The sequence below is a fragment of the Bacillus sp. PS95 genome, from assembly GCF_037963565.1.
Taxonomy (GTDB): Bacteria; Bacillota; Bacilli; order Bacillales; family Bacillaceae; genus Bacillus; species Bacillus subtilis.
In genome coordinates this window covers 755,266-778,497 of record NZ_CP150160.1, presented here as the reverse complement: position 1 = coordinate 778,497, position 23,232 = coordinate 755,266, and the positions used below count along the sequence as shown (strand labels likewise).

Genomic DNA, 23,232 nt, shown 5'->3' with positions numbered 1-23,232 from the left:
CGCCTGCTAAAGGGCGGGTTTTTTACTGCCATTTTTTCTGAACGATTCTCAAAAGCTCTCTGTCTTTTAAAATGAGCTGCAATGGAGATGTGAATTCATCAAGTGTCAGCTCTCTTTTGGCAGACAGCTCAAAATCCTCCTCATCTTCCCAAGCGGTAAACCACTCGACCGAGAAAAGCTGTTTTTCATGACGCTGTGTATGTATTGATAGAGCGTTTCTAAACATTTATGATCATATTCGTCAGGTTTTGCCTTATCCATGGCAAACGTCCCCTCTACAGCATGAACCATCACTTGAAATGGCAATCGTAAATGAACGGACACATTCTCAGCTTCTGCAAGATAAATCCCAGCCGCATCAATGCCTGACCGAAGCGGATGCCAACGCAATTAAAAAAATCTCACTGAATGTCCTGGAAACAAACGAAAGGATTTGAAGCAGAAGGAATCTTAAAAAAGGAGAAATTGCTTTCTGACGGAAATTACTATAATACGGTAGTAATGGGAAATTCCACGATTAAAAAAAGACACTGCATCTGTGCAGTGTCTTTCGTTATTAATGCCCCGCCTTAATTCCAGCAAGATGTTTACGTCCCATGAGAAGGACAAGCATGCCGACAAAAACGACGATTCCGCCTACTGTATATGGTGTGCTTGCAGTAAAGTGTTCTGACAGCATTCCTGCAATCCACGGGGCGAGCGCGCCGCCGATGAAGCGGACTGAGCTGTAGGCTGAAGACGCGATTGAACGTTCAACCGGCGCAGAACCCATCACAGCGGTTGTCATGATCGTATTCACCATACCGAGGACAGCACCAGCGACAACGATACATGTAATAATCAAAGTCTGATGGTCTGTCCAGATCCCCATAATAACGAGAATGGCCGCAAAGGCGATAAAGAGAACGACGAGCGAACGCACTGTGCCCAGCGCTTTGTGCACGAGCGGCGCCGTAAAGACTGACGTAATCGCCAGCAGAAGGCCCCAGCCGAAGAAGACATATCCAAGACCGTGTTCATCTAAATCCAGTACGAACGGAGAATAAGCTAGCAAAATAAAAAATCCAAAGTTGTATAGGAATGCCGATACCGCCATTGTCAGCAGGCCTTTATATTTGAGTGCCTTCATCGCATCAAACACACCGACGCGTTTCGCCGGTTTCGGCAGCTTCGGAAGCATGAAAGAAATCGCGATTAACGCAATAAACATCAGGACAGATACTCCAAAAAACGGTGCGCGCCATGAAATGCTTCCGAGCTCTCCGCCTGCAAGCGGCCCGACAGAAATCCCGAGACCGAGCGCGGCCTCATACAAAATAATCGCTTGGGCGCTGCCGCCGACTGACACGCCAACGATGACCGCAAGCGCTGTTGAAATAAACAACGCATTCCCTAATCCCCAGCCGCCGCGATAGCCGACTAACTGAGCGATTGAGCTTGAGCTGCCGCCAAGCCCCGCAAACACAATAATAAAAATAAGTCCGAGAATTAATGTCCATTTCGCGCCGATGCGGCTGGAAATGGCTCCTGAGAAAAACATCATAAATCCGGTTACAAGCAAATAACTTGTAAACAAGAGTGATACTTCACTAGGTGAAGCATGCAATTGTGCGGCAATGGCCGGAAGAATTGGATCGACCAGCCCGATTCCCATAAAAGAAATCACACAGGCAAACGCGACAGCCCATACCGCTTTTGGCTGGCTGAGCAAACCCGTTTTCTGATTCACTTGTGTTGTCTTATCCATTTGACCTAACCTCCATCTTTATTCCATTAAAAGAAACGCTACAAAAATAGCGTTTAACAAACTTTTCATTCGATTGATTGAATGGCGCGTTCCGCTTTGCCTTTCATGCCTTGCAGGCGTTCTTTAAAGCTTTGGAATGTGCGGATTTTCTCATCAATCAAACTCAGCTGGTGATTCAGGGTTTCCTGAATTTCCTCCAGTTTTTCTTTCCGTTCCTTAGGATCCAGTGACAACAAATACCCCTCTTTGTTTAACTCTAGCTGGCGGCTGGTTTCCATGAAATGCTGAAGCTCCTGAAGGGAAAAACCGAGCACCTCTTTTGTGCTGATGACTTTCTCAAGCTCCTCCATATCATCCTCTGAATAAAGCCTTACGCCGCCGTCTGTCCGTTTCGGCGCCGGAATCAAGCCGATTTCTTCATAAAACCGGATGGTCCGCTTTGTCAGTCCGCTTCTTTTGGCCACTTGATCAATCTTCATCCATTCCAAGGTAAATCCCCCTTCGCCGTTTCTGTTACCATTATACACCTTTTGAACCTTAACGTAAACGTTAAGTTTTAAAAAACAATAAAAAAGACGAGCAGCATAAAGCACCCGTCTTTCACTTTCCTGTTTAAGCTAAACTTCCCGCCACTGACAGAGACTCTTTTTGAAGGCTTTCAGAAAGCACTCGATACGCGATCACTTTCTTCTTGTACTGTTTCACGACGTCGATATGGTCGTCGTAGCGGTACACGAACAGCTTCACGTCTTTTTTTCCTTTTTTTGTATCTATCACCAGCGGCGTGCCGCCGTTTTCCGGATGTAAATAACGCTCTTCATCACCTGGATAGATATAATATTTTTCCAGGAAGATAGCTTCGTTAAATTGATCAATCACTTTCTGCTTCTCTGCACCCTCGAGGCGTTTTCCATCTAGAGAGAGACTCGCATTTTCGTCACTCAGCTTGGCGTGCACTTCAAATTTGCCGAGCAGCCATTCTATGACGCCTGTAGGAAGACAGGTTAATACGATTTTCACCAGACTCATGAGAATTAACATCACGATTGCCCATGTCATACTTCATCATCTCCGTTAGTTTTCCATGTGCCGCTGACACACAATTTTATCCTAACATAAGCAGGCCGGTTCGTTTTTGTCCATTATGTGAAAAAAAGCGCGGCCTGCTGCGGCCACGCTTTTTAGCTTTCCAGTTCTTCAATCATGAGGGACAATTCTGTCCAGCGGTCCATAGCAGCCTCAAGCTCTTCCGCAGTTTTCGCCTGCTCGGCCATCAGCTCTTGGATTTTGCCAAAATCACTGCCTGCTGCGGCGATGTCAGCTTCGAGCTGTTCATGCTTTTCTTCCAGCTGGGCAATTTTATCTTCGATGCCGTCCCATTCCAGCTGGTCTTTGTAAGAAAGCTTTTTCCGTTTTTTCTTCGGCTCGGCTTCAGCCGTTTTTTCCTCAGCTGCCGGTTTTGGGGCCGCTTTTTTCGCTTTTGACTCCTCCATATAGTCGCTGTAGGAGCCTTGAAAGCGGGAAATGACGCCATTTCCTTCAAATACAATCAAACGGTCGACGACGCGGTCAAGGAAATAGCGGTCATGGGATACGGTGATGACGACGCCAGGGAACTGGTCAATATAATCCTCAAGAACGCTTAATGTTTCAGTATCCAAATCATTCGTCGGCTCATCGAGAAACAGGACATTCGGCTCCTGCATGAGAACCTGAAGCAAGTATAAACGGCGTTTTTCCCCGCCGGACAGCTTGCGGATATACGTCTGCTGCATCGAACGCGGGAAGAGGAAACGCTCGAGCATTTGTTCAGCTGTAATCATATCGCCATCTGCCGTTTTTACGACCTCCGCCGTTTCTTTTATATAGTCAATGACCTTTAACTCACCGTTCATTTCACTATGATCCTGAGTATAGTAGCCGATTCTGACCGTCTGTCCGATCGTAATATCGCCTCCGTCCGGTGTATGACGGCCGGCAAGGGCATTTAACAGCGTTGTTTTCCCGATGCCGTTTGGCCCGATGATCCCGATCCGTTCACCTGGTATGACAAGTTCATTAAAACGGTCGACGAGCATGCGGCCGTCATAAGCGATCATGACGTTCTCCGCTTCAATAACTTGTTTTCCGAGACGGTGCGAGCCAATGACAAAATCGAGTGAACCTGATGACTGAGGGCCTTTCTGCTCTTTAAGCGACTCTACCCGGTCAATTCTCGCTTTTTGTTTTGTGGAGCGGGCTTTCGCTCCTCGTCTGAGCCAAGCCAGTTCGCGGCGCAGCAGGTTTTGCCGCTTCGTTTCCTTTTGCTCAGCCTGCGCTTCCCGTTCCGCGCGTTTTTCTAAAAACACTTCATAGTTGCCTTTGTACGTGTAGAGGCTGCCTCTTTCAAGCTCATAAATGCGGTTAGTGACACGGTTTAAGAAATATCTATCGTGCGTCACCAGCATGACGGCGCCGGGATATTGGCTTAAATACCCTTCAAGCCACTCAATCGTTTCATTATCCAAATGGTTTGTCGGCTCGTCCAAAATGAGCAAATCAGCGGGCTGAATTAAGTTTTTGGCAATGGCCACCCGTTTTTTCTGGCCGCCTGAGAGCTCATTGACCGGTTTTGTTACGTCGTTGACGCCCAGCTTAGACAATACGGTTTTTGCCAAGGTGTTTGCATCCCATGCATTGTTTGCGTCCATTTTCGCTTGTGCTGCCAGCAGGTGTTTCTGGCGCTGTTCATTTTCGGGATCTTTCCCCAGTTCATACAGCGCTTTTTCATATTCACGCAAGGTTTTCATCACAGCCGATTCACCGGAATAGATATGCTCCAGCACTGTTTGCCCCGCAGGCAGCTCCGGGTCTTGATGAAGAAATTCGACCTGCACGCTTCCGGATTTCGTAATTTCTCCTTCTTCGATAAATTCCAAGCCGGCAATCACTTTCAGCAGCGTTGATTTTCCTGTTCCGTTCGGCCCGATTAATCCGATTCTCTCATTCTCTTCAATATGAAAGGAGATATGGTCAAATAATGTTTTATCTCCGTATGTTTTATAAAGATTTTCCGCTTTTAATATGCTCATGGTTCCTATCAATCCTCACGTAAGTTCATGTGTACATTTTAAATCAGCCGCTGGAATAAAACTAGTAAAACGTCAGACAAATTTCACGGAAATGCAGGATAGAAAAAGACCGGGGACATTTGTCCCCGGTCTCTTACTCTTCCTCAAGCGCTTTTTCGGCCATTTTTGCAAGATGCTGCGCGCTTCCTGAAATCTCCTGCATTGTGGCGGAAATTTGTTCAACAGCAGCGGCTTGTCCGTCTGTATGCTGGTTAATCGACTCAATGGATTCCTCGAGCCCTTTCAGCAGGCTGTGGATTTTTTTCGTAATCTGGTCAATTTGGCCGACATTTTCTTTTGAATGCGTTGCTAGCTTTCTGATCTCATCTGCGACGACAGAGAAGCCTTTACCGGACTCCCCTGCTCTTGCCGCTTCGATCGCGGCGTTCAAGCCGAGCAGATTGCTTTGGTCAGAGATGCCTTTAACAGTTACTGAAATATCGGCGATTTCACCGGCGCTTTCGCTTACTTTTTTCGCCTGAGAGGAAATGCCCGACATTTGAGTTGAAAACCCGTTAATTGATTCAGAAATGTCGGAAATAGCCGCGGCTGTTTGTTCAACGACAGCTGATAAGCTTTCCGCCACATCATGCAGCTTCGACGACTCCTCAAGGCTCGTTCCGAGGCCGACGCCTCCAATGACTCTTCCATTCTCGTCGTGCAGCGGGATGGCACGCGCGATCAATGGGAAGCCGAACAATTCTTTCGGAACCATGCTCGTCTTCTTCTGATTGCTTCGGATGGCATCTGTGATGATATCCCCTTCCTGCAGCGGATCGCCGGCTTTTACGTTCAGCGAAAAGGTTTTGGCCGGTATATTCACGAGCAGTTTTTCCGTATCATAAATGCCGATTGTAATATCATCCTGAACCAGGCTGTTTAAATAAGGGGCTACTTTGATAAATGCGTCCAGAATATCTGCGGTTTCTTTTTCCGTATTTATGGTCAATTCCATTCACTCCTTTTCATTAATAAGGGAAGCTGCGTTTTTCGTGCTGGACCGAGATCCATTTCAGCGTTGTAAATTCTTCGAGGCTCCACTCACCGTTTAAACGGCCGAGGCCTGATTGCTTTTCACCGCCGAAGGCTACATTCGGTTCATCATTGATGGTCGTGTCATTGACGTGAATCATGCCCGTTTCAATGCGTTTCGCAAAAGCCACGCCGCGCTCAAGATTTGACGTATGTACGGCACCGCTCAAGCCAAACGGGGTTTCGTTTGCGATATCCACCGCTTCGTCTTCTGAATCAAACTTCATAAAGGAGACGACTGGTCCGAACAGCTCTTCCTTGGCAATGCTCATGAACGGTTTGACGTCTTTTAAGATCGTCGGTTCCACGATCGTCCCGTTAAATCCGCCAAGCTTCACTGGTACAGCGCCTTCTTCAATTGCTTGCTCAACAGTCTTCATCAGCCCGTCCGTCTGTCTGCTGTTGATTAATGGCCCGATAATCGTATCAGGATCCATTGGGTCGCCGACTTTCAGCGATTCCACTTTTGCCTGGTACAGCTCAAGGAACTTGTCATAAATAGAAGAATGAACAAGCACGCGGTTGGCTGACATGCAAATCTGTCCTTGATGTGTAAATCGGCTGAACACCGCCGCATTGACCGCATATTCTATATCTGCATCCTCAAGTACGATGAAGGCGCTGTTCCCGCCAAGCTCAAGAAGCGGCTTTTTAAAATGCTTCATCGCAAGCTGTCCGATGTAGCTGCCGACTTTCGTAGAACCGGTAAATGAGATGATCCGCGGCACTGGATGCTCAACGAAGCTGTCGCCGATTTCAGCAATGTCTGTGACAACAACATTCAGCAGCCCCGCTGGAATTCCCGCGTTCTCAAAAATTTTCGCAATCAGCGTTCCGCCGCAAATCGGCGTTTCCTCATGCGGCTTTAGCACAACGCCATTGCCGGCTCCGAGTGCAGGCGCCACTGATTTCATAGATAAAAAGAATGGGAAGTTAAACGGACTGATGACACCGACAACGCCTGCCGGCACACGATATAATCTGTTTTCCTTGCCATCTATTGTGGACGGAAGAATTTTCCCCTCCATGCGAATTGGGAACGTTGCCGCTTCTTTCATGATGTTTTTGACAAGTCCGATTTCAAAAGCCGCTTTGAGCCTTGTACCGCCTAGCTCCTCCATAATCAAATAAATAATGGATTCTTCATTTTCTTCAATATACGTGACGGCTTTTTCTAAAATGGTTCTTTTCTCAAACAGGTTGACCGCATCCCATTTTTTCTTTGCCAGCGCCGCTGCCCGATACGCTTCATCTACATCGTCAGCAGTCGCTTTACGGAATGTTGTGAATGTTTTTTGAGTATAAGGATTTTTGTTTTCCAATATATTTGGGCTGCTGCCCTCCTGCCATTTCCCGCCGATAAACTGTTTATTCAACTCTTCATATTGAAACATGGTCAGCATCTCCTTTATAACCGCAAATCAAAATATGGGCGAATCTATTTTTTCTATCGGTTCATCTTGCATAAAATTGAATATACGATTAGTAAAAATTACTATCCTATGATACGACAACGCTGTTTCGCTTCTATCATTTAAAGCAGAAAAATATTTTATTGACTGCGTCAAATTTCGACAATATAATACAACAAGAACTGTATATAATGATTAGAATATTTTGAATATTTACAGGAGGAACTTTTGATGAGTTCATTATTTAGAAAAAAACCGCTTGAAACATTGAGTGCGCAGAGCAAGTCAAAAAGCCTTGCCCGTACGTTAAGCGCATTTGATTTAACCTTGCTCGGTATCGGTTGTGTCATCGGTACAGGGATTTTTGTCATTACAGGAACAGTGGCAGCGACCGGTGCAGGTCCCGCCCTCATCATATCGTTTATTTTAGCGGGGCTCGCCTGTGCGCTGGCTGCTTTCTGTTATGCTGAGTTTTCGTCTTCCATTCCGATTTCGGGAAGCGTGTACTCATACTCATACGTGACACTTGGAGAGCTGCTCGCCTTTTTGATCGGATGGGATCTCATGCTTGAATATGTCATTGCACTGTCGGCGGTTGCCACCGGCTGGTCTTCATACTTTCAATCACTGCTTGCCGGCTTCAATCTTCATATTCCGGCTGCACTGACAGGAGCGCCGGGAAGCACGGCGGGCGCCGTATTTAATCTTCCGGCTGCGGTGATCATTCTCCTCATCACCGCGATTGTCAGCAGAGGCGTCAAGGAAAGCACACGCTTTAACAACGTCATCGTACTGATGAAAATCGCGATCATTTTATTGTTCATTATTGTCGGCATCGGCTATGTAAAACCGGACAACTGGTCTCCTTTTATGCCATTCGGGATGAAAGGCGTCATTCTTAGCGCTGCCACTGTATTCTTCGCGTACCTTGGGTTTGACGCGGTTTCTAACGCTTCTGAGGAAGTGAAAAATCCGCAAAAAAACATGCCCGTCGGCATTATTTCAGCTCTAGCCGTCTGCACGGTTCTGTACATCGCGGTATCGCTTGTGCTGACAGGCATGATGCCTTATGCCAAATTGAATGTCGGAGATCCTGTATCCTTTGCGCTGAAATTCGTCGGACAGGACGCTGTTGCCGGAATTATTTCTGTCGGTGCGATTATCGGGATTACGACGGTGATGCTCGCTTTGCTGTACGCTCAGGTTCGTTTGACATTTGCCATGAGCAGAGACGGCCTTCTGCCTGGATTGTTCGCAAAGGTTCATCCGTCATTTAAAACCCCGTTCCGCAACACATGGCTGACAGGAATCGTTGCAGCGGGAATCGCCGGCTTTATTAACCTCGGAACGCTGGCCCATCTGGTGAACATGGGAACACTTGCCGCGTTTACGGTCATTTCCGTTGCTGTCATTGTGCTAAGAAAAAAACATCCTGAAATCAAGGCGTCCTTCAGAGTGCCGTTCGTTCCGGTTGTGCCAATTATCAGCGCAGGCATCTGCCTTTGGTTCATGTACAGCCTTCCCGGCGTCACATGGCTTTCATTTGTCATCTGGATCGCTGTCGGAACGCTGGTTTACTTCCTATATTCGAGAAAACACAGCTTATTAAACAAATAATCTCTTTTTAGCCGGCGGTGCCTCACCCGCCGGCTTTTTCCTTTTTTTATGTGCTATACTTTGAATACATATGAGGAAAGGGAGACACACAGATGAAACGATACCGCCCTTTATTATTTGATGTAGATGATACCATCCTTGATTTTCAAGCGGCAGAAGCTTTAGCCCTGCGTTTGCTGTTTGAAGATCAGAACATTCCTTTAACAAATGACATGAAGGAGCAGTATAAAACCATCAATCAAGGTCTCTGGAGAGCCTTTGAAGAAGGTAAGATGACACGGGAAGAAGTCGTAAACACACGTTTCTCCGCTTTGCTCAAGGAGTACGGTTACGAAGCGGACGGCGCTTTGCTTGAGCAAAAATACCGCCGCTTTCTTGAAGAAGGACATCAGCTTATTGACGGTGCATTTGATCTCATCTCAAATCTGCAGCAACAGTTTGATTTGTACATCGTGACAAACGGCGTGTCTCACACACAATATAAGCGTCTCCATGATTCAGGATTATTTCCATTCTTCAAAGACATTTTCGTTTCTGAAGACACAGGCTTCCAAAAGCCGATGAAGGAATATTTCGATTACGTGTTTGAACGGATTCCTCAATTTTCAGCAGAGCACACATTAATCATCGGGGATTCACTAACTGCTGATATCAAAGGCGGACAGCTTGCCGGGCTTGATACGTGCTGGATGAACCCTGACATGAAGCCGAATGTGCCAGAGATCATACCAACCTATGAGATTCGTAAGCTTGAAGAGCTATATCACATTTTGAATATCGAAAATACCGTCAGCTGCTAATCAGGCTGACGGTATTTCTTTCATAAGAATCTTTTTTCCTCTTGATAAATTCTTCACCTTATGAATAATATGGTGGTATGCTTTGGTTATATATGTAAGGAGGAGACTCAATTGGCTATCGCCGCCCCGTTAAAAGAAAAAACAGTTCAAAAACCAGGCACCACGGTGTATCCGATTTTGATTATTATCGGAATTTGCCATATGCTCAACGATTCGCTTCAGGCTGTGATTCCGGCCATGTTCCCTATTTTGGAACGCTCCATGAGCCTGACGTTTACACAGCTCGGCATCATTGCTTTCACATTAAACATGGTGTCATCCGTCATGCAGCCTGTTGTCGGCTGGTATACCGATAAACGGCCGCGGCCGTATGCGCTGCCAGTCGGTTTGACCGCCAGCATGCTTGGCATTTTGGGCCTTGCATTTGCCCCGTCATTCATAACGATCTTATGCTGTGTGTTTTTCATTGGATTAGGCTCGGCCATTTTCCATCCGGAGGGCTCCCGTGTGGCGTATATGGCCGCCGGCACAAAACGCGGGCTCGCCCAGTCGATTTATCAGGTGGGCGGAAACTCAGGCCAGGCGATGGCGCCGCTGATCACCGCGCTGATTCTTGTGCCGCTCGGGCAATTCGGCGCTGTTTGGTTCACGCTTGTCGCCGCGCTTGCTGTTATGTTTCTCATGTATATCGCGAAATGGTACGCCTCACGTCTCGGCAGCCTTGCCCAGAAATCAGGCAAACAAAAGAAAACGGCTGAAAACACGGCCATCACCAAATCTGTTGTATCTGCTCTTATTATTATTATATTTCTCATTTTTGCTCGTTCTTGGTATACAAGTGCGATCGGTAACTTTTACACGTTTTACGCGATGGATACCTATCACGTAAGCATTCAGCAGGCACAAAGCTATATTTTTGTCTTCTTGCTGTTCGGCGCGATCGGCACGTTTCTCGGCGGCCCGCTTGCAGACCGTTTTGGAAAACGCTTCGTTATCCTCGGTTCGCTGTTATGCTCGGCGCCGCTGGCGATTGTGCTGCCATTTGCCGGCCCGGTTCTTGCCTACGGCGTGCTCGCATTGATTGGCTTGGTTCTGATGTCGAGCTTTTCTGTAACGGTCGTCTACGCACAGGAGCTAGTTCCTGGAAAAATCGGCACAATGTCCGGTTTAACCGTCGGGCTTGCCTTCGGGATGGGCGCAATCGGCGCTGTGGCGCTGGGCGCTCTGATTGACGCCGCGGGACTGACCCCGACGATGATCGCCATTGCCTTTCTCCCTGTTCTCGGCATCCTTGCCTTCCTATTGCCGAGTGACCAGAAGCTGAGAGAATGGCATAGCTGAAAAAACCCCTGCCAGGCGGCAGGGGTTTTTTAATCCAGCTGGATAAAATGAGTGTCAGGCACTGCGTGCTTCGGGATAAAGCCATCCGCAAAGTCCGGAAACGCCGACTGTATTTCATCAATCCATCTTTTCAGATTTAATATATAGGGCATATAAATCATCTCAATTGTCGCTTCGTCTTCAATCCGGTAGTACCAGCAAAGATTAAACTCTTTTTCTGTCACCAGCGTAAACCCAGAGAAATGATAGAAAATCAGCGGCGTTTCATCTATATACACGCGGCCGTCCTTTTGCCCGACCTTATAGTTTTCGATATTCCAAAGCGCTGTATTGGCTCCTATTGATTTGACAACATGAACACCTTTAAACTGCGCCGGCCATTTCTCCACATATCTTTGATCACCATATGTCTTTCGTTCCGTATCCATTTCGACCGTGCAAAATTCAATACAGTCCTGTCTCCACTGCCACACCGCTTCATATGCTTCCTTTGTATTACCGGCACCGACAAAGCCTGTATTAAAGCGTCCGGTTCGGTCGTAGTAGGACATGAAGCGCGGCGAATTACGATGATCAGTCAAATACAGAGACGCCGTTGGGTTTTCTGCAAAAATACGTGCCGGATCAGAAAAGAAAAATAGATCCGTATCCATATGGGCAAAGTATTCAGCGTCATCCCACTTGCTCATCACATGAAACAAAAAGGCGGGCTTTAACGTCCAGCAATATTCATGAAACGTTCTGTTGCTTTTCGCTTTCAGCAGCTCCGGGTCTTCCATTTCATGCAGCTGCACAAAGGTTACATGCTCCCATGGCACGTGCTGAAGCAATTCATACGCTTTCTGGTCGACACACAGCACATATAAATGAAAATCATCGCAATGCTCATGGAGAGAATGAATCATAGGCATGAGCTTAAAGATATGTGTCCTTGACACTATCGTTGAAAAATGAAATGTACTCACTTATACCACATCCAATGATCTAAGATCCACGTGCAGCAAATCGTTGACAAGCGCATACAGTGCGTTGGCAAAATCGTTCACGCCTAGCTTTTTCTTCGCCTTAGGCAGAAGCTTGCGGACAGTTTGTAAATCAAAGCTTTTCGCCGTCACCCTTGGGGATTTCTTTCGCCAATCCGGATCAATGTTGCGCTCTTTAACAACATGCAGAAGCTCAAGAAACAGATTCAGCAGCATATCATATTTCTGTGATTCCAGCAGCTTTTGAATATCAGCCATGATTCTGTTCGTCATATCAGGCGGGAACGGACCATTAAAAGCGAGATGAACGTCTAAGGAGCGGATATTGTTGTATTTATCGCACATATAGGCAATGTTTGCCCGAATATCGTCTACAGACTTACAATTGCTTGGATGTTCCTGATGAACACTGACAATATCGCGGCGAAGCCTGAAGGTCAATCCGGCCTGATGAAGCCTGATCCCGAGGTCATAATCCTCAAACCCGTACCGCACAATGCCTTCGTCAAATAAACCGAGGTCAACCACATGCTTGCGTTTCACAGAGGAATTATTCGTGATAAAAAAGCGCCATGGCATATGATAGCCTTTCAAGTCATCGCCGTACTCATCTAAAATCTTCTTGAGCACGTCTATAAAGTCGGTATCGAGGTCAAAGCTTTTATCAAGAAAGCTTCCGTTTTTGATGTCCGCTTCCTCCAGCAGCTTTTGTTTGTCTTTCTTCGGCATTTCACCTGTGAGCTTTGCGAGCTGTTCCTTATGTTCTTCTTCAAACCGTTCATAGTAAAAACTGTAGATCCGTTTCCAAAACAACCCGCACACGACGAGATTCTCTTCGTTCTCATGGGCTTTAATATGTTTTGCCACAAGGTCCTTTGCCGCAAGCATATCGCTGTCATGGAAAATCAGGATGTCTCCTCTGGCATTGCGAAGCGCCTGATTTCGTCCGTACGCAATGCCCCTGTTTTCTTTAATCCGTGTAAAGATCAGCGGAAAATCAGCTTGAAATGACTCAAGCATCGAGAGCGTCCCGTCCTCAGAGCCATTGTCCGCTACAATGACTTCGAATTCTTCATCGCACTCCTGCTGGTTTAATGACAGAAGGCTGTTGTAAAGACGCTCCTTCGAATTATATGCAGGAATAATAACGCTTGCTTTCACTTCATTTTCACTTCCTGTATTTACTCATTTATTTGTTGTCATCTTTTGAAGCAAAACCGTTAAATTCAGGGTCTAACGTTTTGATGTGCTGAATGATATGCGGCAGTGTCTCTTGATACAGTTCATGCACAAACGGCAGATCTGTGCGGGTTGTTTCATGAATCTGTTTGATTTCATTGATGCTGACGATTCGGTATCCGCTGAAATGATAAAAGATCAGCGGACTGCCATCCTCCAGCACGATCCGGCCATCTTTCCAGGAAAACGTATGCTGCCCATAATTCCAATGGCCGATGTTCACGCCGGGTGTTGTAATGTCACACACATTCGGAAACAGCTCAGACATATAATCCAAATAGCCCTGATCACCGAATTTTCCTTCACCCGGTGCATTTTTGCATTCCTCAAGACAGCGTTCCTTCCACCACTCCAAGCAATCCGTGCCTGCATCATCATGCTTGAAGCTGATAAACCCGGAATTATATCTGCCTAAAAGACGCTGCAGCATGTCAATCTGCTCTTTCTCAAAAGAAGGGATTACAATATCCCCCCGTGAAAGCAGCACCGAGCAGTCCGGCTGGTTTTCAAAAATCGGCGATGGATCTGCATAGAAAAAGAGGTCCCCATCAATATACGTCACGCGCTCCAGCTCAGGATTGCTGTTCAGCACAGCTTGCAGAAAGATCGGCTTCATCGTCCAGCAATACTCACTTTGATCTCTAGTTTCCTTCAGCTTCAATAGCAATTCATTTTCAAGAGCGGCCACCGGCACAAGGTTCAGCTGCTTCATCTTCAGCTTCTGTAACACGCGGTGCGTATCTTCATCCATGCAAAGTATAAAAATGGGACTGTCTTGATCAACTTGCTCTAACGACTTAAACAAAGCGACTGCCTGATATAATCTTCCTTTTGATAAAACGGTGCAATACGCGCTGGTCACAGTCTTGTTCACCTCGTTTCACATTACTTTTTGAAGAATTCCGTATACCACTCAATCGTTTTTTCAAGTCCCTCATCAATAGTGTAGGCCGGTGTCCAATTCAGCAGCTTTCTTGCTTTTTCCGCGGATAAATATTGATGTTTGATTTCATTGCTTCCCTGATTCAGCACCTTAGGTTTCAGATTACTGTTCATTTTCTTTAATATTTTCTCTACCAGTTCAAGTACGGTCAGCTGGATCTCATTGCTGAAGTTAAAGGCCTCTCCGGCAAGATTGTTTTCTTCCATTTTTTCTGCAAGAAGCAGATAAGCCTGAACGGCGTCTTCAATATAGAAGTAGTCCCGTACAAAGGTGCCGTCGCTTCGGATTTCCGGCGCTTCCCCGTTCAGCACAAGCTGAATCGTCTGAGGAATGATGCGGTTGAAGTTCAAATCTCCGCCGCCGTATAAGTTTCCGCAGCGCGTAATGCAGACCGGAAGCCCGTACGTGTGAAAATAGGTGTGGCTGATCAGATCTGCGCAGCTTTTTGAGACGTCGTACGGGTGCTTGCCTTGCAGCGGCATGTTTTCATCGTATGGAAGGTTTTCTTGATCGCCGTAAGCTTTATCACTTGAAGCGACAATGACCCGCTTAATTAACGGATGCTTGCGGCAGGCTTCGAGAATATTCCAGGTGCCGAGGATATTCGCTTCAAAGGTAGAAATCGGGTTGCGGTTTGCCACGCCGACAATCGCTTGTGCAGCAAGATGAAAGACTGTGTCGATCTCATACTCGCCAAGCGCGCGTTCAATCACAGCCAAGTCCTCAAGAGAGCCCCGCACGATGTTCATTTTCTTGATATGTTCTCCCTGATAAAGATTGGATTGAGGCACATGATCCCTGACAAGCCCCGTAACGTTTGCGCCCTGTTCAATCAGCTCTTTCACCAAATAGCTTCCTAAAAGACCTGTGCATCCCGTGACAAATACGTTTTTATTTTTCCAGAAACTCAAATCGATTCACCATACCTTCCATACTTGTTGTCCTTGATTCCACATTTTGTTGACTTCTAAGAGATTTTTATACGTATCGATGGCCGTCCAAAATCCGTAATGGCGGTACACAGCAAGCTCCCCGTCTTTGGCAAGGTTCTTCAGCGGTTCATCTTCGAACATCGTGTTTCCGTCCTTCGGCAAATAATCGAAAACCTTTGGACTGAGAACGAAGAATCCGCCGTTGATGATTCCGTCACTTGATGTCTTCTCAGAAAATGTTTTCGCCATGCCGTCCTCAACCGTCAAGGTGCCAAACTGCGAGACTTTGTCAATGCCGGTGACAGTCGCGGCAGCACCTTTTGTCTGATGATAGCTGATGAGATGGAAAAGATTGATATTGGCCAGCCCGTCCCCATAGGTAAGCAGAAATGTTTCATCACCGATATAGTCTTTCGCCTGCAAGATTCTTCCGGCTGTCAGCGTATCTTCCCCAGTCTCCAAAAACGTAATTTTCCACGTTTCAGGCTGCCCCAGCATCTGTACCTCTCCCGTAGAGCTGTCGAGTGTCAGACTGTTGTGCTTCCATTCATAGTCAAGAAAGTATTCCTTGATTTTTTCTCCTTTATAGCCCAACAGCAGAATAAACTCGTTTACTCCGTAGTACTGATAAATTTTCATAATATGCCATAGAATCGGTTTGCCGCCTATCATGGCGAGCGGTTTAGGAATGTCATTCGTGACTTCACTCATTCTCGTTCCTTTTCCGCCGCAGAGAATGACTGCTTTCATCTCTACCCCTCATCTCTATGAATATTGAGTTCGAAACCTGGTACATCTTCACAATCTATCAAGGCATTTCCCCGATAATTTGTCCGATTTCAATCCGGTTTCAAAATCTACTGTAATGATATGAGAGAAAGCCAGCCTTGGTGACCAAATGGAATCTATTTTTTCAAGTTGGTTGTATAACCAAAAAAAGAGCCTTGAGCGAAGGCAATACGCCCGCTCAAGGCTCTTTTTCATCTTATTTGATTTCTTTTTCCTTGCCGTAATGATAGTCTGACGGATCAACGGCTTTGAAATCATTTAGTTTATGGAACCTCAGCAAGTCTTTGTACAGGACACTGTCTGAAAGGCTCAGCTGCTGGTTCACTCTTGTTTTCAGATTCTTCGTTTCTTCATTCGCTTTCAGTTTTTCACCTGTCTTCGTATCGTAAATGATATTGTCGACTGATGTGTACTTCGGCGTTACGAAGTCTCCGTTTCTGAATGCCACCGTATCGTCGTGGTCTTTAGAGAATAAATCAGTACCAAAGTTGATATATTTCTGAGAATCAATTCCTTCTAAGTGCAGAAGTGTCGGCATGACGTCAATTTCGCCGCCATACGTATGGTTCACTCCGCCTTTTTTGCCAGGAACGCGGATCATCAGCGGCACACGCTGGTTCTGTGCGTTTTGATAATCTGTGATCTCTTTTCCAAGAATCTCTTTCATCGCTCGGTTATGGTTTTCAGAAATACCGTTATGGTCACCGTAAATCATGATGACTGAGTTGTCATACAGGCCGGCTTCCTTCAGCTCCTTGAAGAATTGCTCAAGCGCTTCGTCAAGGTAACGCGCTGTCTGGAAGTAGCTGTCAACTGTGTTATCGCCTGTTGTCGCTTTTTTAAGAGACGCGTCTTTTTCATCAAGGTTAAACGGATAATGGTTTGTCAATGTAATCAAATGCGCATAAAATGGCTGTTTAAGAGATTCAAGCTTTGGAATCGATTCTGTAAAGAACGGCTTATCCTTAAGCCCCATATTAATCACATTTTCATCTGACATATCATACGTGCTTGCGTCGAAGAACTTGTCATATCCGATATGTTTGTAAATCTGGTCACGGTTCCAGAACGATTTGTAATCACCATGCAGGACGGCGCTTGTATAGCCTTCCTTCTGGTCTAAAATCGCAGGAAGCGACTGGTAAGTGTTTTCGCCTTTCGTCACAAACGCGGAGCCTTCAGGAAGACCGAAGATCGAGTTATCCATTGTCAGCTCGGCATCAGATGTTTTTCCCTGGCCTGTCTGATGGAAGAAGTTATCAAAATACGTCACATCTTCCCCGCCGTGCGCAAGTTTATTTACGAAAGGCGTCACCTCTTCACCGTTTAGCTTGTAGTCAATCAGGAATGACTGGAAGCTTTCGAGGTGGATTTTAATGATATTTTTGCCTTTGGCAGAGCCGAAGTACTCGGCGTTCGGTTTCGCATAATGAGACGTCGTGTAATTCTCGACACTTGTTAAATCATCGCTGCTTGCATAGGCCCGTTGCGTTTCTGTTTGAGCCGTCTGCACACCGTCATAAATGGTGTAGTTGTAAAGACCTAAATACTTCACGATATAATTGCGGTCAAACGTTCTTGTTAGCAGCTGCGGACGGTCTTTTTCCGCATAGTGCAGGTTGATGAAAAACAGTGCGATCCCAGAAAGGATCACTAAAGACGCAAAGCGTTTTTTCATTTTGTATTCTTTTAATTCAGGTCTCCAGATCAATACCGCAATCAAAATGATAATATCTAAGAAATAGAAAATATCATGACCGGCCATGATACTGAAAATCCCGTCTCCCATGTTTCCAACGTTTCCGGACTGTTTAATGTTCGGGAACGTCAAGAAATCGTCAAAGAAACGATAGAATAAAATATTTGCATATAACACAAATGTCATCAAGAAATCGATAATCAGCATAATAATGGCTGATTTACGCCCTTTCGCCAGCAAAGCCAGTCCTAAAAAGAAGACGGCGCTTGAGAATGGGTTAAATATCAGGAGGATCTCCTGAGTTGTGCCTTTTACCCCAAGATTAAACTCAGTCTTGTAGGATAAATACGTTTTTGCCCAAAACAGTATAACAGCCAGCACAAAAAAGCTAAGTTTGTAAGAAAAAAGTTTCTTCATGGCAACCTCTACTTTCTTAAACACTTTAAGTTCTTCATTCATATTTACCTGCTCTTTATATCCTGCCTTCCAATTCCTTCTTTCCAAACAAAATCAAGGCATCACACAACAATAAATACACCGCGGCAAGCCGGAATATTTATGTTTCGCACCATATCATTTTTATTACAACCATTTGGAAACCAATCACTGGACGAAAGAAACCTTCATTTCGTTTCACATTTTTTTCTCGGAAATAAAAAAGGATTTCTTTTGTCATGTGTGCCTTTGAAAAAAGAAATAGATACCGAGTATAAGAATAACATAAACTAGCAAAAACGAAAAATAGGTTTTGCAGACAGCCCGCCCTTCCGTCGGACTGAAGTTATTGTATGCATCAATGTTTAGCGCGATCACCATTTTTTCGAAAGGACTAAAAAGACTGGATGTCTCCAGTCTTCCAGATTGTTGACAAAATCCTAAAATGGTTTTCATTTTAGGATTTTGTCATCTTTTCAGCATGATTGAAAACCCTTGAAGTCTAGGAAGGACGAGCATAGGAGCGGGCATTCACAGGATGTGATGACGACGGCGTTTAGGCAGGGCGCCTGAGAATTTAGCCGTTGATCCACTTCGCATTGAGCACCGAAGCGCAGTCCTGACAACGAATGCGAGGGTTTGCCGACACGCTGAAAGACTGGATGCTCCAGTCTTCTTTATCTATATCCCTGCCCAGACATCCTTAGCGTACATACCGGTATCCTGCAGATGTCTCAGCCAGTTTTGCGCTTCTTGCTCCCCGGTGCCATGGACAGACTGATACGCCTTTTGCAGTGCCGCCTCCACATCCGGGGCCATTTTGCTGCCGTCACCGCATACATAAAGCCTGCCTCCGCGGTCAAGGATCGATATTAACGTTTCTGCATGGTCAGCCATGACATGCTGGACATACGTTTTCGGCATGCCTTCTTTACGGGAAAAGGCTGTGTGGACAGTGACGATTCCGTCTTTTTCAAACTGCTCAAGCTCATCGCGGTATATAAAATCACGATCGTTCCTGCATCCAAAATAGAGATGAGCTTCACCGAGCGTTTTCCCCTCCCGTTTTAAAACTTCGCGGGCTTGAAGGAAGCCGCGGAATGGCGCGACTCCTGTGCCTGGTCCGACCATAATGATTGGCGTTTCAGGGTCTTCCGGAAGCTGAAACCGGGATTCCGGTGTGCGGACAAACATCACGACATCATCACCGGCTTTACGCTCAGCTAAATCATTTGAAGCCACGCCCCTGTATTCGCCACGGCCGCTCCACGAAGGGCCGCGCACGACGCCGACTGTGATCGATGCTAGCCGCGGATTCACTCTTGGAGAGCTTGAAATTGAATAATATCTCGGTTTTAGCGGACGTAAAAGCTCTAAAAATCGTTCAAACGGCATGTCGCATGCTTCGTACTTTTCAAGCAGATCCAGCATGGAAATTCGTTTTTTCAATATTTGTTCCTGATAAACACCCTCTGCTGTCAGTTCTTCTAATTCGCGCTTATGCGGCGGACACACTGTAAAAGCGGCCAGTTCACGTATTTGCGCTCTTGTGGCTGCTTCCTGGACCTCAACGCTGTAGCTGAGAAGATCATGCAGGCTGACAGGACGGCCCAATGGCAGATGCCCTGCACTCCGGCCGCTTGCCGACAATGTCACTTGATCGGTTCCCTTCAGACCGAATCTGTGGAGAATCCGGTTGACATTGGTTTGGCTGTTTTTTGGCAATACGCCAAGATGGTCGCCCTCTTGATATTCAACATCCGGCGGCAATGCAATTTCGATATGGCGAGTGCTTCGATCGCTGTCTGCGGACTGGAGTTCACGATTTTCGGCAATGGATGCGTGAGAGGCTTCGTACGATCTAGCGAGCGGAGACTCGCCCAGCCCTCTGACAAACTGAAGGCTTAGCGTGCTTCGTTCCTTATCGGCGTTTTCATTCAGCTCCAGTCCGAATGCCTTAATGGCGTCCGCCCACATGCTTTTTTTCCACTCGTCAAGCTGCCCTTCAAAATCACCGCTGACATCACCTTCCCCGCGCGCAGAAAACCGAGTCGCGCCTTTCTCCGCAAGCTGCTCATCAATGAATCTCGGCACGTATTGATACGTGCTCGCCCAGTTGTGGTCGCCGCAGCCAAATACCGCGTAATGGACGCCCTCAAGCTCACCCGGTTTGATTTCTTGAAGCCACTGCACGAATTGTCCGGCATTGCTTGGCGGCTTTCCATTATAAGACGAGGTCACAATGACAACCGCTCCCTCTTTCGGCAGCTTTCCAATCCGGTCGTTCAGAGGTGCTGTCTTTGTCCTTACGCCGTGAAGACTGGCAGTATCAGCAAGCTCCCGGGCGACGCCTTCTGCGGTGCCGGTATCTGAGCCGTACAGCACGAGAAGCGGGCGGTTGTTAAGACCGATGACCGATGCACCCTTTGCTTCCGTTTTCTCCTTTTGCTCATCAGGCGCGGCTTTTTCAGCTGCCTGGACGTCTGCATGAATGGCTTCCTGATGACGGCTTTGAACCCTGATGTGAAAATCGCCCGGCTTAAGTGTTAAGGTTTGTTTGATATCAAGCTCATAATTCTCATGATCAATCAATGTGAAATATTTTAGAATCATGCCTAACACAAGTGTGGCTTCATGAAGGGCAAACTGCATGCCGATACAGGCCCGTTGTCCATTTCCGAATGGTTTGTACGCATGATGAGGCACTTGGTCCCGATGCTCAAACCGTTCCGGCCGGAATTCTTCTGCGTCCTTTCCCCAAGCGTCTCGATCACGATGAAGCTGCGGAATCAGCACAGAAATTCTGTCATTCGTCGTGATCGGAAATTTTCCGCCAATGACTGTGTCTTCTTTTGGATAAAGGCTGAAAGCCGGAGCTGTCGGCCATAAGCGCAGTGATTCATTTAAAATCATCCGTATGTATGTAAGCTCCAGCACTTGTTTATAGGTCGGCGCTGCATCCGTCAGCACCCGATCGACCTCTTCATACGCCTTTTTCAGTTTGTCAGGATGCTTCAATAAAAAGTAAGTCGCAAAGGAAAGCAGGCCGCTCGTTGTTTCATGGCCGGCAATCAAAAACGTGATGATCTGAAAGCGGATATTTTCGTCGTCGAGCTTTTCACCAGTTTCCGGATCTTCCACATTCAGCATGCGGGCGAGCAAATCTTTTTCATCCTGGTCTCCATTCGCCCTGCGCTCTGCAATAATGCTGTCGACTAACGAAAACATCGTTTGAATATCATGGCGGAATTGCCGCTTTGTTCTGACCATAAGCTTATCTTGAACATCAAGCCGCTGCATTTGATGCATCGCTTCATCAAGCGCCCGCACCATGCTGTTGATAAACGGGTGGGGCGTTTCTCTGTAGTAACTGTTAAAGCGGTAGTTAAACCCGCATAGCCCAATGGTGTCGAGCGTCAGCCGGGTCATATCTCCCGGGACATCGACTGCTTCATTCGGATTGAGCCTTGCCCATTTTTGAATGAGCTGAACAGCGATATCGACCATTTTCTCATGATAGTCCTTCATGGCCCGCTGGCTGAACGTCGGCATCAGAATGTTGTGCGCTTTTCTCCAGTTAGGCTCATGCGTCCAGCTCGTAAACAATCCGTCACCGGAAAACGCGCGGACCTTTTCCAAGGCGCCTTCAATGCTTTTATCAAACCGTTCTTCATCACAAACCTCTTTCACCAATTCGTGGCCGGACACTACAATGGTCGTGCCCGCGGGTGTATGGATTTGAAAAATCGGGCCCTGTTCTTCCGCCAGTTTGATCAGCGAAAGCGTCGGCTTGTCTTTATCGATTAAAGGCAAATTGCCGAGCGGCCCAAACGTCTTCGGTTGAGGAATCAGGCTTGTTTCCTTCATCGAACCATTCCTTTCCGTATGAGATGCCTTCTATTTGACTACATTTCCCTTTCATGGTCATGATTATTCCGTTCTCCCAATTGACGCATGATCGCTGTTTTTTCTATACTTGAGAAGCTGTACAATACGCGAATAAGGTGAGTTTATATATGGATTTTGAAATTCGGTTTTTATCCTTTTATGTCATACAGGTGGAAGGCAAAGATGAGCAGGCGAACAAGCAGTTCAAGCACTTCCAGACCCTTGATACGGGCGAATTTGAAGAAAGCGAGCTAAAGGACTTTCTCGACGGGGAACTGAAAAAAATCGTCAAACGGAAAGCCGACCGCCATCCGCAGTCCGAGCAGGTGCCGACGAAAATCGGCCATTTTATCGTCGAGCCCGGCCACGAGCTCGATTCCAACCCAAACTACAACATGTTCAACCGCGCGCGTCTGGCGGAAACAAAAGAAGACTTCAATGAGCTGAGCGAGCAGTTCGTCCGCACGTACCTTGACACAAGCGCGGTTCGCGGCGGCGTGTTTCTCGTCGCTTCGGCCGTACCGAGAAAATACTTTGACGAGTCATTTGTCTTTATTATGAAATGTGATTTTGAGCCGAAGGTCGCCCGCATCTCTGACACGTCTTCTCTCATTAAAAAAGTCGAAATGGCGATCACGACAAAAAACATGAAAAGCATCCAATACCCGTACATGCCAGAGGAAGGAATGGTCGAAGAAGGTGAGCTAAAAATCCATCAGGCCTCGCACGCCCGCTATTTTGAGGACTTTCTGAAATTCGTCGAGTACGGCGAATCGATGCCGGAAATCATGAAAAATCAGGTCATGAACATGGTACAGGAGCACGTCTACGAGACATTTGAAGACAACAGCGAAGAGCTCAAGCAGTTCGAGCACGACATTGAGATTTGGGAAGCAAGCGAAAAGCGGGAAATCCAAGAGCGTCTCGACACCCATCAAGTCATCGAAGCCTCCGCCCAAATCATCGAGCACACGCCAGAGGCCCAGCTGAAAATGAAAGTCGGAGAAACAGAGATTAAGGGATTGCTAGCGGATTTTGGCGATTCTATTCATCTCGCAAAAGTAAACGGGCGCTATGTCGCGCTGATTGAAGCCGAGACAATTTCGTTTGAGAAAGGCAGTTCACCGGTGGAGTTTTATAAGCCTGAGGGGCTGCATGAGGTGATTGAGCGGATAAAAGGGAAAAATATAAATGACGATTAACGTTTGTTGAAAATAATAAAAGAGAGAATATTTCAGTATTCTCTCTTTCTTTAGATAACCATA

18 protein-coding genes and 1 pseudogene are annotated in these 23,232 nt (G+C 46.6%); 5 read left to right on the top strand and 14 right to left on the bottom strand.

Annotated features, from left to right (window positions below):
- Nucleotides 1–105: 105 nt before the first annotated feature.
- On the bottom strand, nucleotides 106–261 hold the full coding sequence (locus NSQ12_RS04030; RefSeq protein WP_080479521.1) for a hypothetical protein: 156 nt from the start codon (nucleotides 259–261) through the stop codon (nucleotides 106–108).
- 113 nt (nucleotides 262–374) lie between these two features.
- Here NSQ12_RS04030 and NSQ12_RS04025 point away from each other — a divergent pair.
- Nucleotides 375–573, top strand: a pseudogene (locus NSQ12_RS04025) (hypothetical protein); the annotation flags it as partial.
- On the opposite strand, the gene NSQ12_RS04020 reads toward NSQ12_RS04025, so the two are convergent.
- The 6 genes from NSQ12_RS04020 to yfmT form a co-directional block, all read right to left on the bottom strand.
- Nucleotides 557–1,747, bottom strand: a complete 1,191-nt coding sequence (locus tag NSQ12_RS04020; RefSeq protein ID WP_003233759.1) for an MFS transporter — start codon at nucleotides 1,745–1,747, stop codon at nucleotides 557–559. The pseudogene NSQ12_RS04025 and the gene NSQ12_RS04020 overlap by 17 nt on opposite strands.
- Before the next feature lie 65 nt (nucleotides 1,748–1,812).
- Entirely contained in the window at nucleotides 1,813–2,235 is a 423-nt protein-coding gene (locus tag NSQ12_RS04015) for a MerR family transcriptional regulator (protein WP_014479143.1), read from the bottom strand.
- A gap of 124 nt (nucleotides 2,236–2,359) precedes the next feature.
- Nucleotides 2,360–2,806 carry a YfmQ family protein gene (locus tag NSQ12_RS04010; RefSeq protein WP_003243426.1) on the bottom strand — a complete coding sequence of 149 codons (447 nt, stop codon included), beginning with the start codon at nucleotides 2,804–2,806 and terminating at the stop codon, nucleotides 2,360–2,362.
- A gap of 122 nt (nucleotides 2,807–2,928) precedes the next feature.
- Nucleotides 2,929–4,818 (bottom strand): ABC-F family ATP-binding cassette domain-containing protein, encoded by a 1,890-nt coding sequence (locus NSQ12_RS04005; protein WP_160243286.1) that lies wholly within the window; start codon nucleotides 4,816–4,818, stop codon nucleotides 2,929–2,931.
- A gap of 133 nt (nucleotides 4,819–4,951) precedes the next feature.
- A complete protein-coding gene (locus tag NSQ12_RS04000) occupies nucleotides 4,952–5,812 on the bottom strand; it encodes a methyl-accepting chemotaxis protein (RefSeq protein WP_003233767.1) in 861 nt (286 codons plus the stop codon).
- A 13-nt stretch (nucleotides 5,813–5,825) separates the two neighbouring features.
- Nucleotides 5,826–7,283, bottom strand: coding sequence for a benzaldehyde dehydrogenase (gene yfmT, locus NSQ12_RS03995; protein WP_339175969.1), 1,458 nt, complete (start codon nucleotides 7,281–7,283; stop codon nucleotides 5,826–5,828).
- Nucleotides 7,284–7,532: 249 nt separating this feature from the next.
- Between yfmT and NSQ12_RS03990 the strand changes: the two genes are divergently transcribed.
- The 3 genes from NSQ12_RS03990 (at nucleotide 7,533) to NSQ12_RS03980 (ending at nucleotide 11,059) form a co-directional block, all read left to right on the top strand.
- Nucleotides 7,533–8,918, top strand: coding sequence for an amino acid permease (locus tag NSQ12_RS03990; RefSeq protein WP_015715491.1), 1,386 nt, complete (start codon nucleotides 7,533–7,535; stop codon nucleotides 8,916–8,918).
- A 92-nt stretch (nucleotides 8,919–9,010) separates the two neighbouring features.
- Nucleotides 9,011–9,718: a YjjG family noncanonical pyrimidine nucleotidase gene (locus tag NSQ12_RS03985; RefSeq protein WP_160243290.1), complete on the top strand. Its 708-nt coding sequence runs from the start codon at nucleotides 9,011–9,013 to the stop codon at nucleotides 9,716–9,718.
- 111 nt (nucleotides 9,719–9,829) lie between these two features.
- Nucleotides 9,830–11,059, top strand: a complete 1,230-nt coding sequence (locus NSQ12_RS03980) for an MFS transporter (RefSeq protein ID WP_003243467.1) — start codon at nucleotides 9,830–9,832, stop codon at nucleotides 11,057–11,059.
- Nucleotides 11,060–11,088: 29 nt separating this feature from the next.
- Here NSQ12_RS03980 and NSQ12_RS03975 read toward each other — a convergent pair whose 3' ends face one another.
- From NSQ12_RS03975 to cypD, 7 genes are all read right to left on the bottom strand, one after another.
- The gene (locus NSQ12_RS03975) at nucleotides 11,089–12,024 is read right to left on the bottom strand and encodes a putative nucleotide-diphospho-sugar transferase (RefSeq protein ID WP_015482937.1); all 936 of its coding nucleotides are present in this window, start codon (nucleotides 12,022–12,024) and stop codon (nucleotides 11,089–11,091) included.
- Complete coding sequence (locus NSQ12_RS03970; protein ID WP_003233779.1) at nucleotides 12,025–13,203, bottom strand: glycosyltransferase family 2 protein; 1,179 nt, start codon at nucleotides 13,201–13,203, stop codon at nucleotides 12,025–12,027.
- Between the two features lie 28 nt (nucleotides 13,204–13,231).
- Nucleotides 13,232–14,143, bottom strand: coding sequence for a putative nucleotide-diphospho-sugar transferase (locus tag NSQ12_RS03965; RefSeq protein ID WP_038428585.1), 912 nt, complete (start codon nucleotides 14,141–14,143; stop codon nucleotides 13,232–13,234).
- Nucleotides 14,144–14,166: 23 nt separating this feature from the next.
- Complete coding sequence (locus NSQ12_RS03960; RefSeq protein WP_003244102.1) at nucleotides 14,167–15,135, bottom strand: GDP-mannose 4,6-dehydratase; 969 nt, start codon at nucleotides 15,133–15,135, stop codon at nucleotides 14,167–14,169.
- Between the two features lie 6 nt (nucleotides 15,136–15,141).
- Nucleotides 15,142–15,906, bottom strand: coding sequence for a glucose-1-phosphate cytidylyltransferase (locus NSQ12_RS03955; RefSeq protein ID WP_014479136.1), 765 nt, complete (start codon nucleotides 15,904–15,906; stop codon nucleotides 15,142–15,144).
- Between the two features lie 235 nt (nucleotides 15,907–16,141).
- Nucleotides 16,142–18,061, bottom strand: coding sequence for a lipoteichoic acid synthase LtaS1 (ltaS1, locus tag NSQ12_RS03950; protein WP_198878967.1), 1,920 nt, complete (start codon nucleotides 18,059–18,061; stop codon nucleotides 16,142–16,144).
- Between the two features lie 699 nt (nucleotides 18,062–18,760).
- Nucleotides 18,761–21,946 (bottom strand): bifunctional P-450/NADPH--P450 reductase, encoded by a 3,186-nt coding sequence (gene cypD / locus NSQ12_RS03945; protein ID WP_198878924.1) that lies wholly within the window; start codon nucleotides 21,944–21,946, stop codon nucleotides 18,761–18,763.
- 149 nt (nucleotides 21,947–22,095) lie between these two features.
- Here cypD and NSQ12_RS03940 point away from each other — a divergent pair, with 149 nt between their 5' ends.
- On the top strand, nucleotides 22,096–23,169 hold the full coding sequence (locus NSQ12_RS03940) for a DUF3900 domain-containing protein (protein WP_198878925.1): 1,074 nt from the start codon (nucleotides 22,096–22,098) through the stop codon (nucleotides 23,167–23,169).
- Nucleotides 23,170–23,232 lie beyond the last annotated feature (63 nt).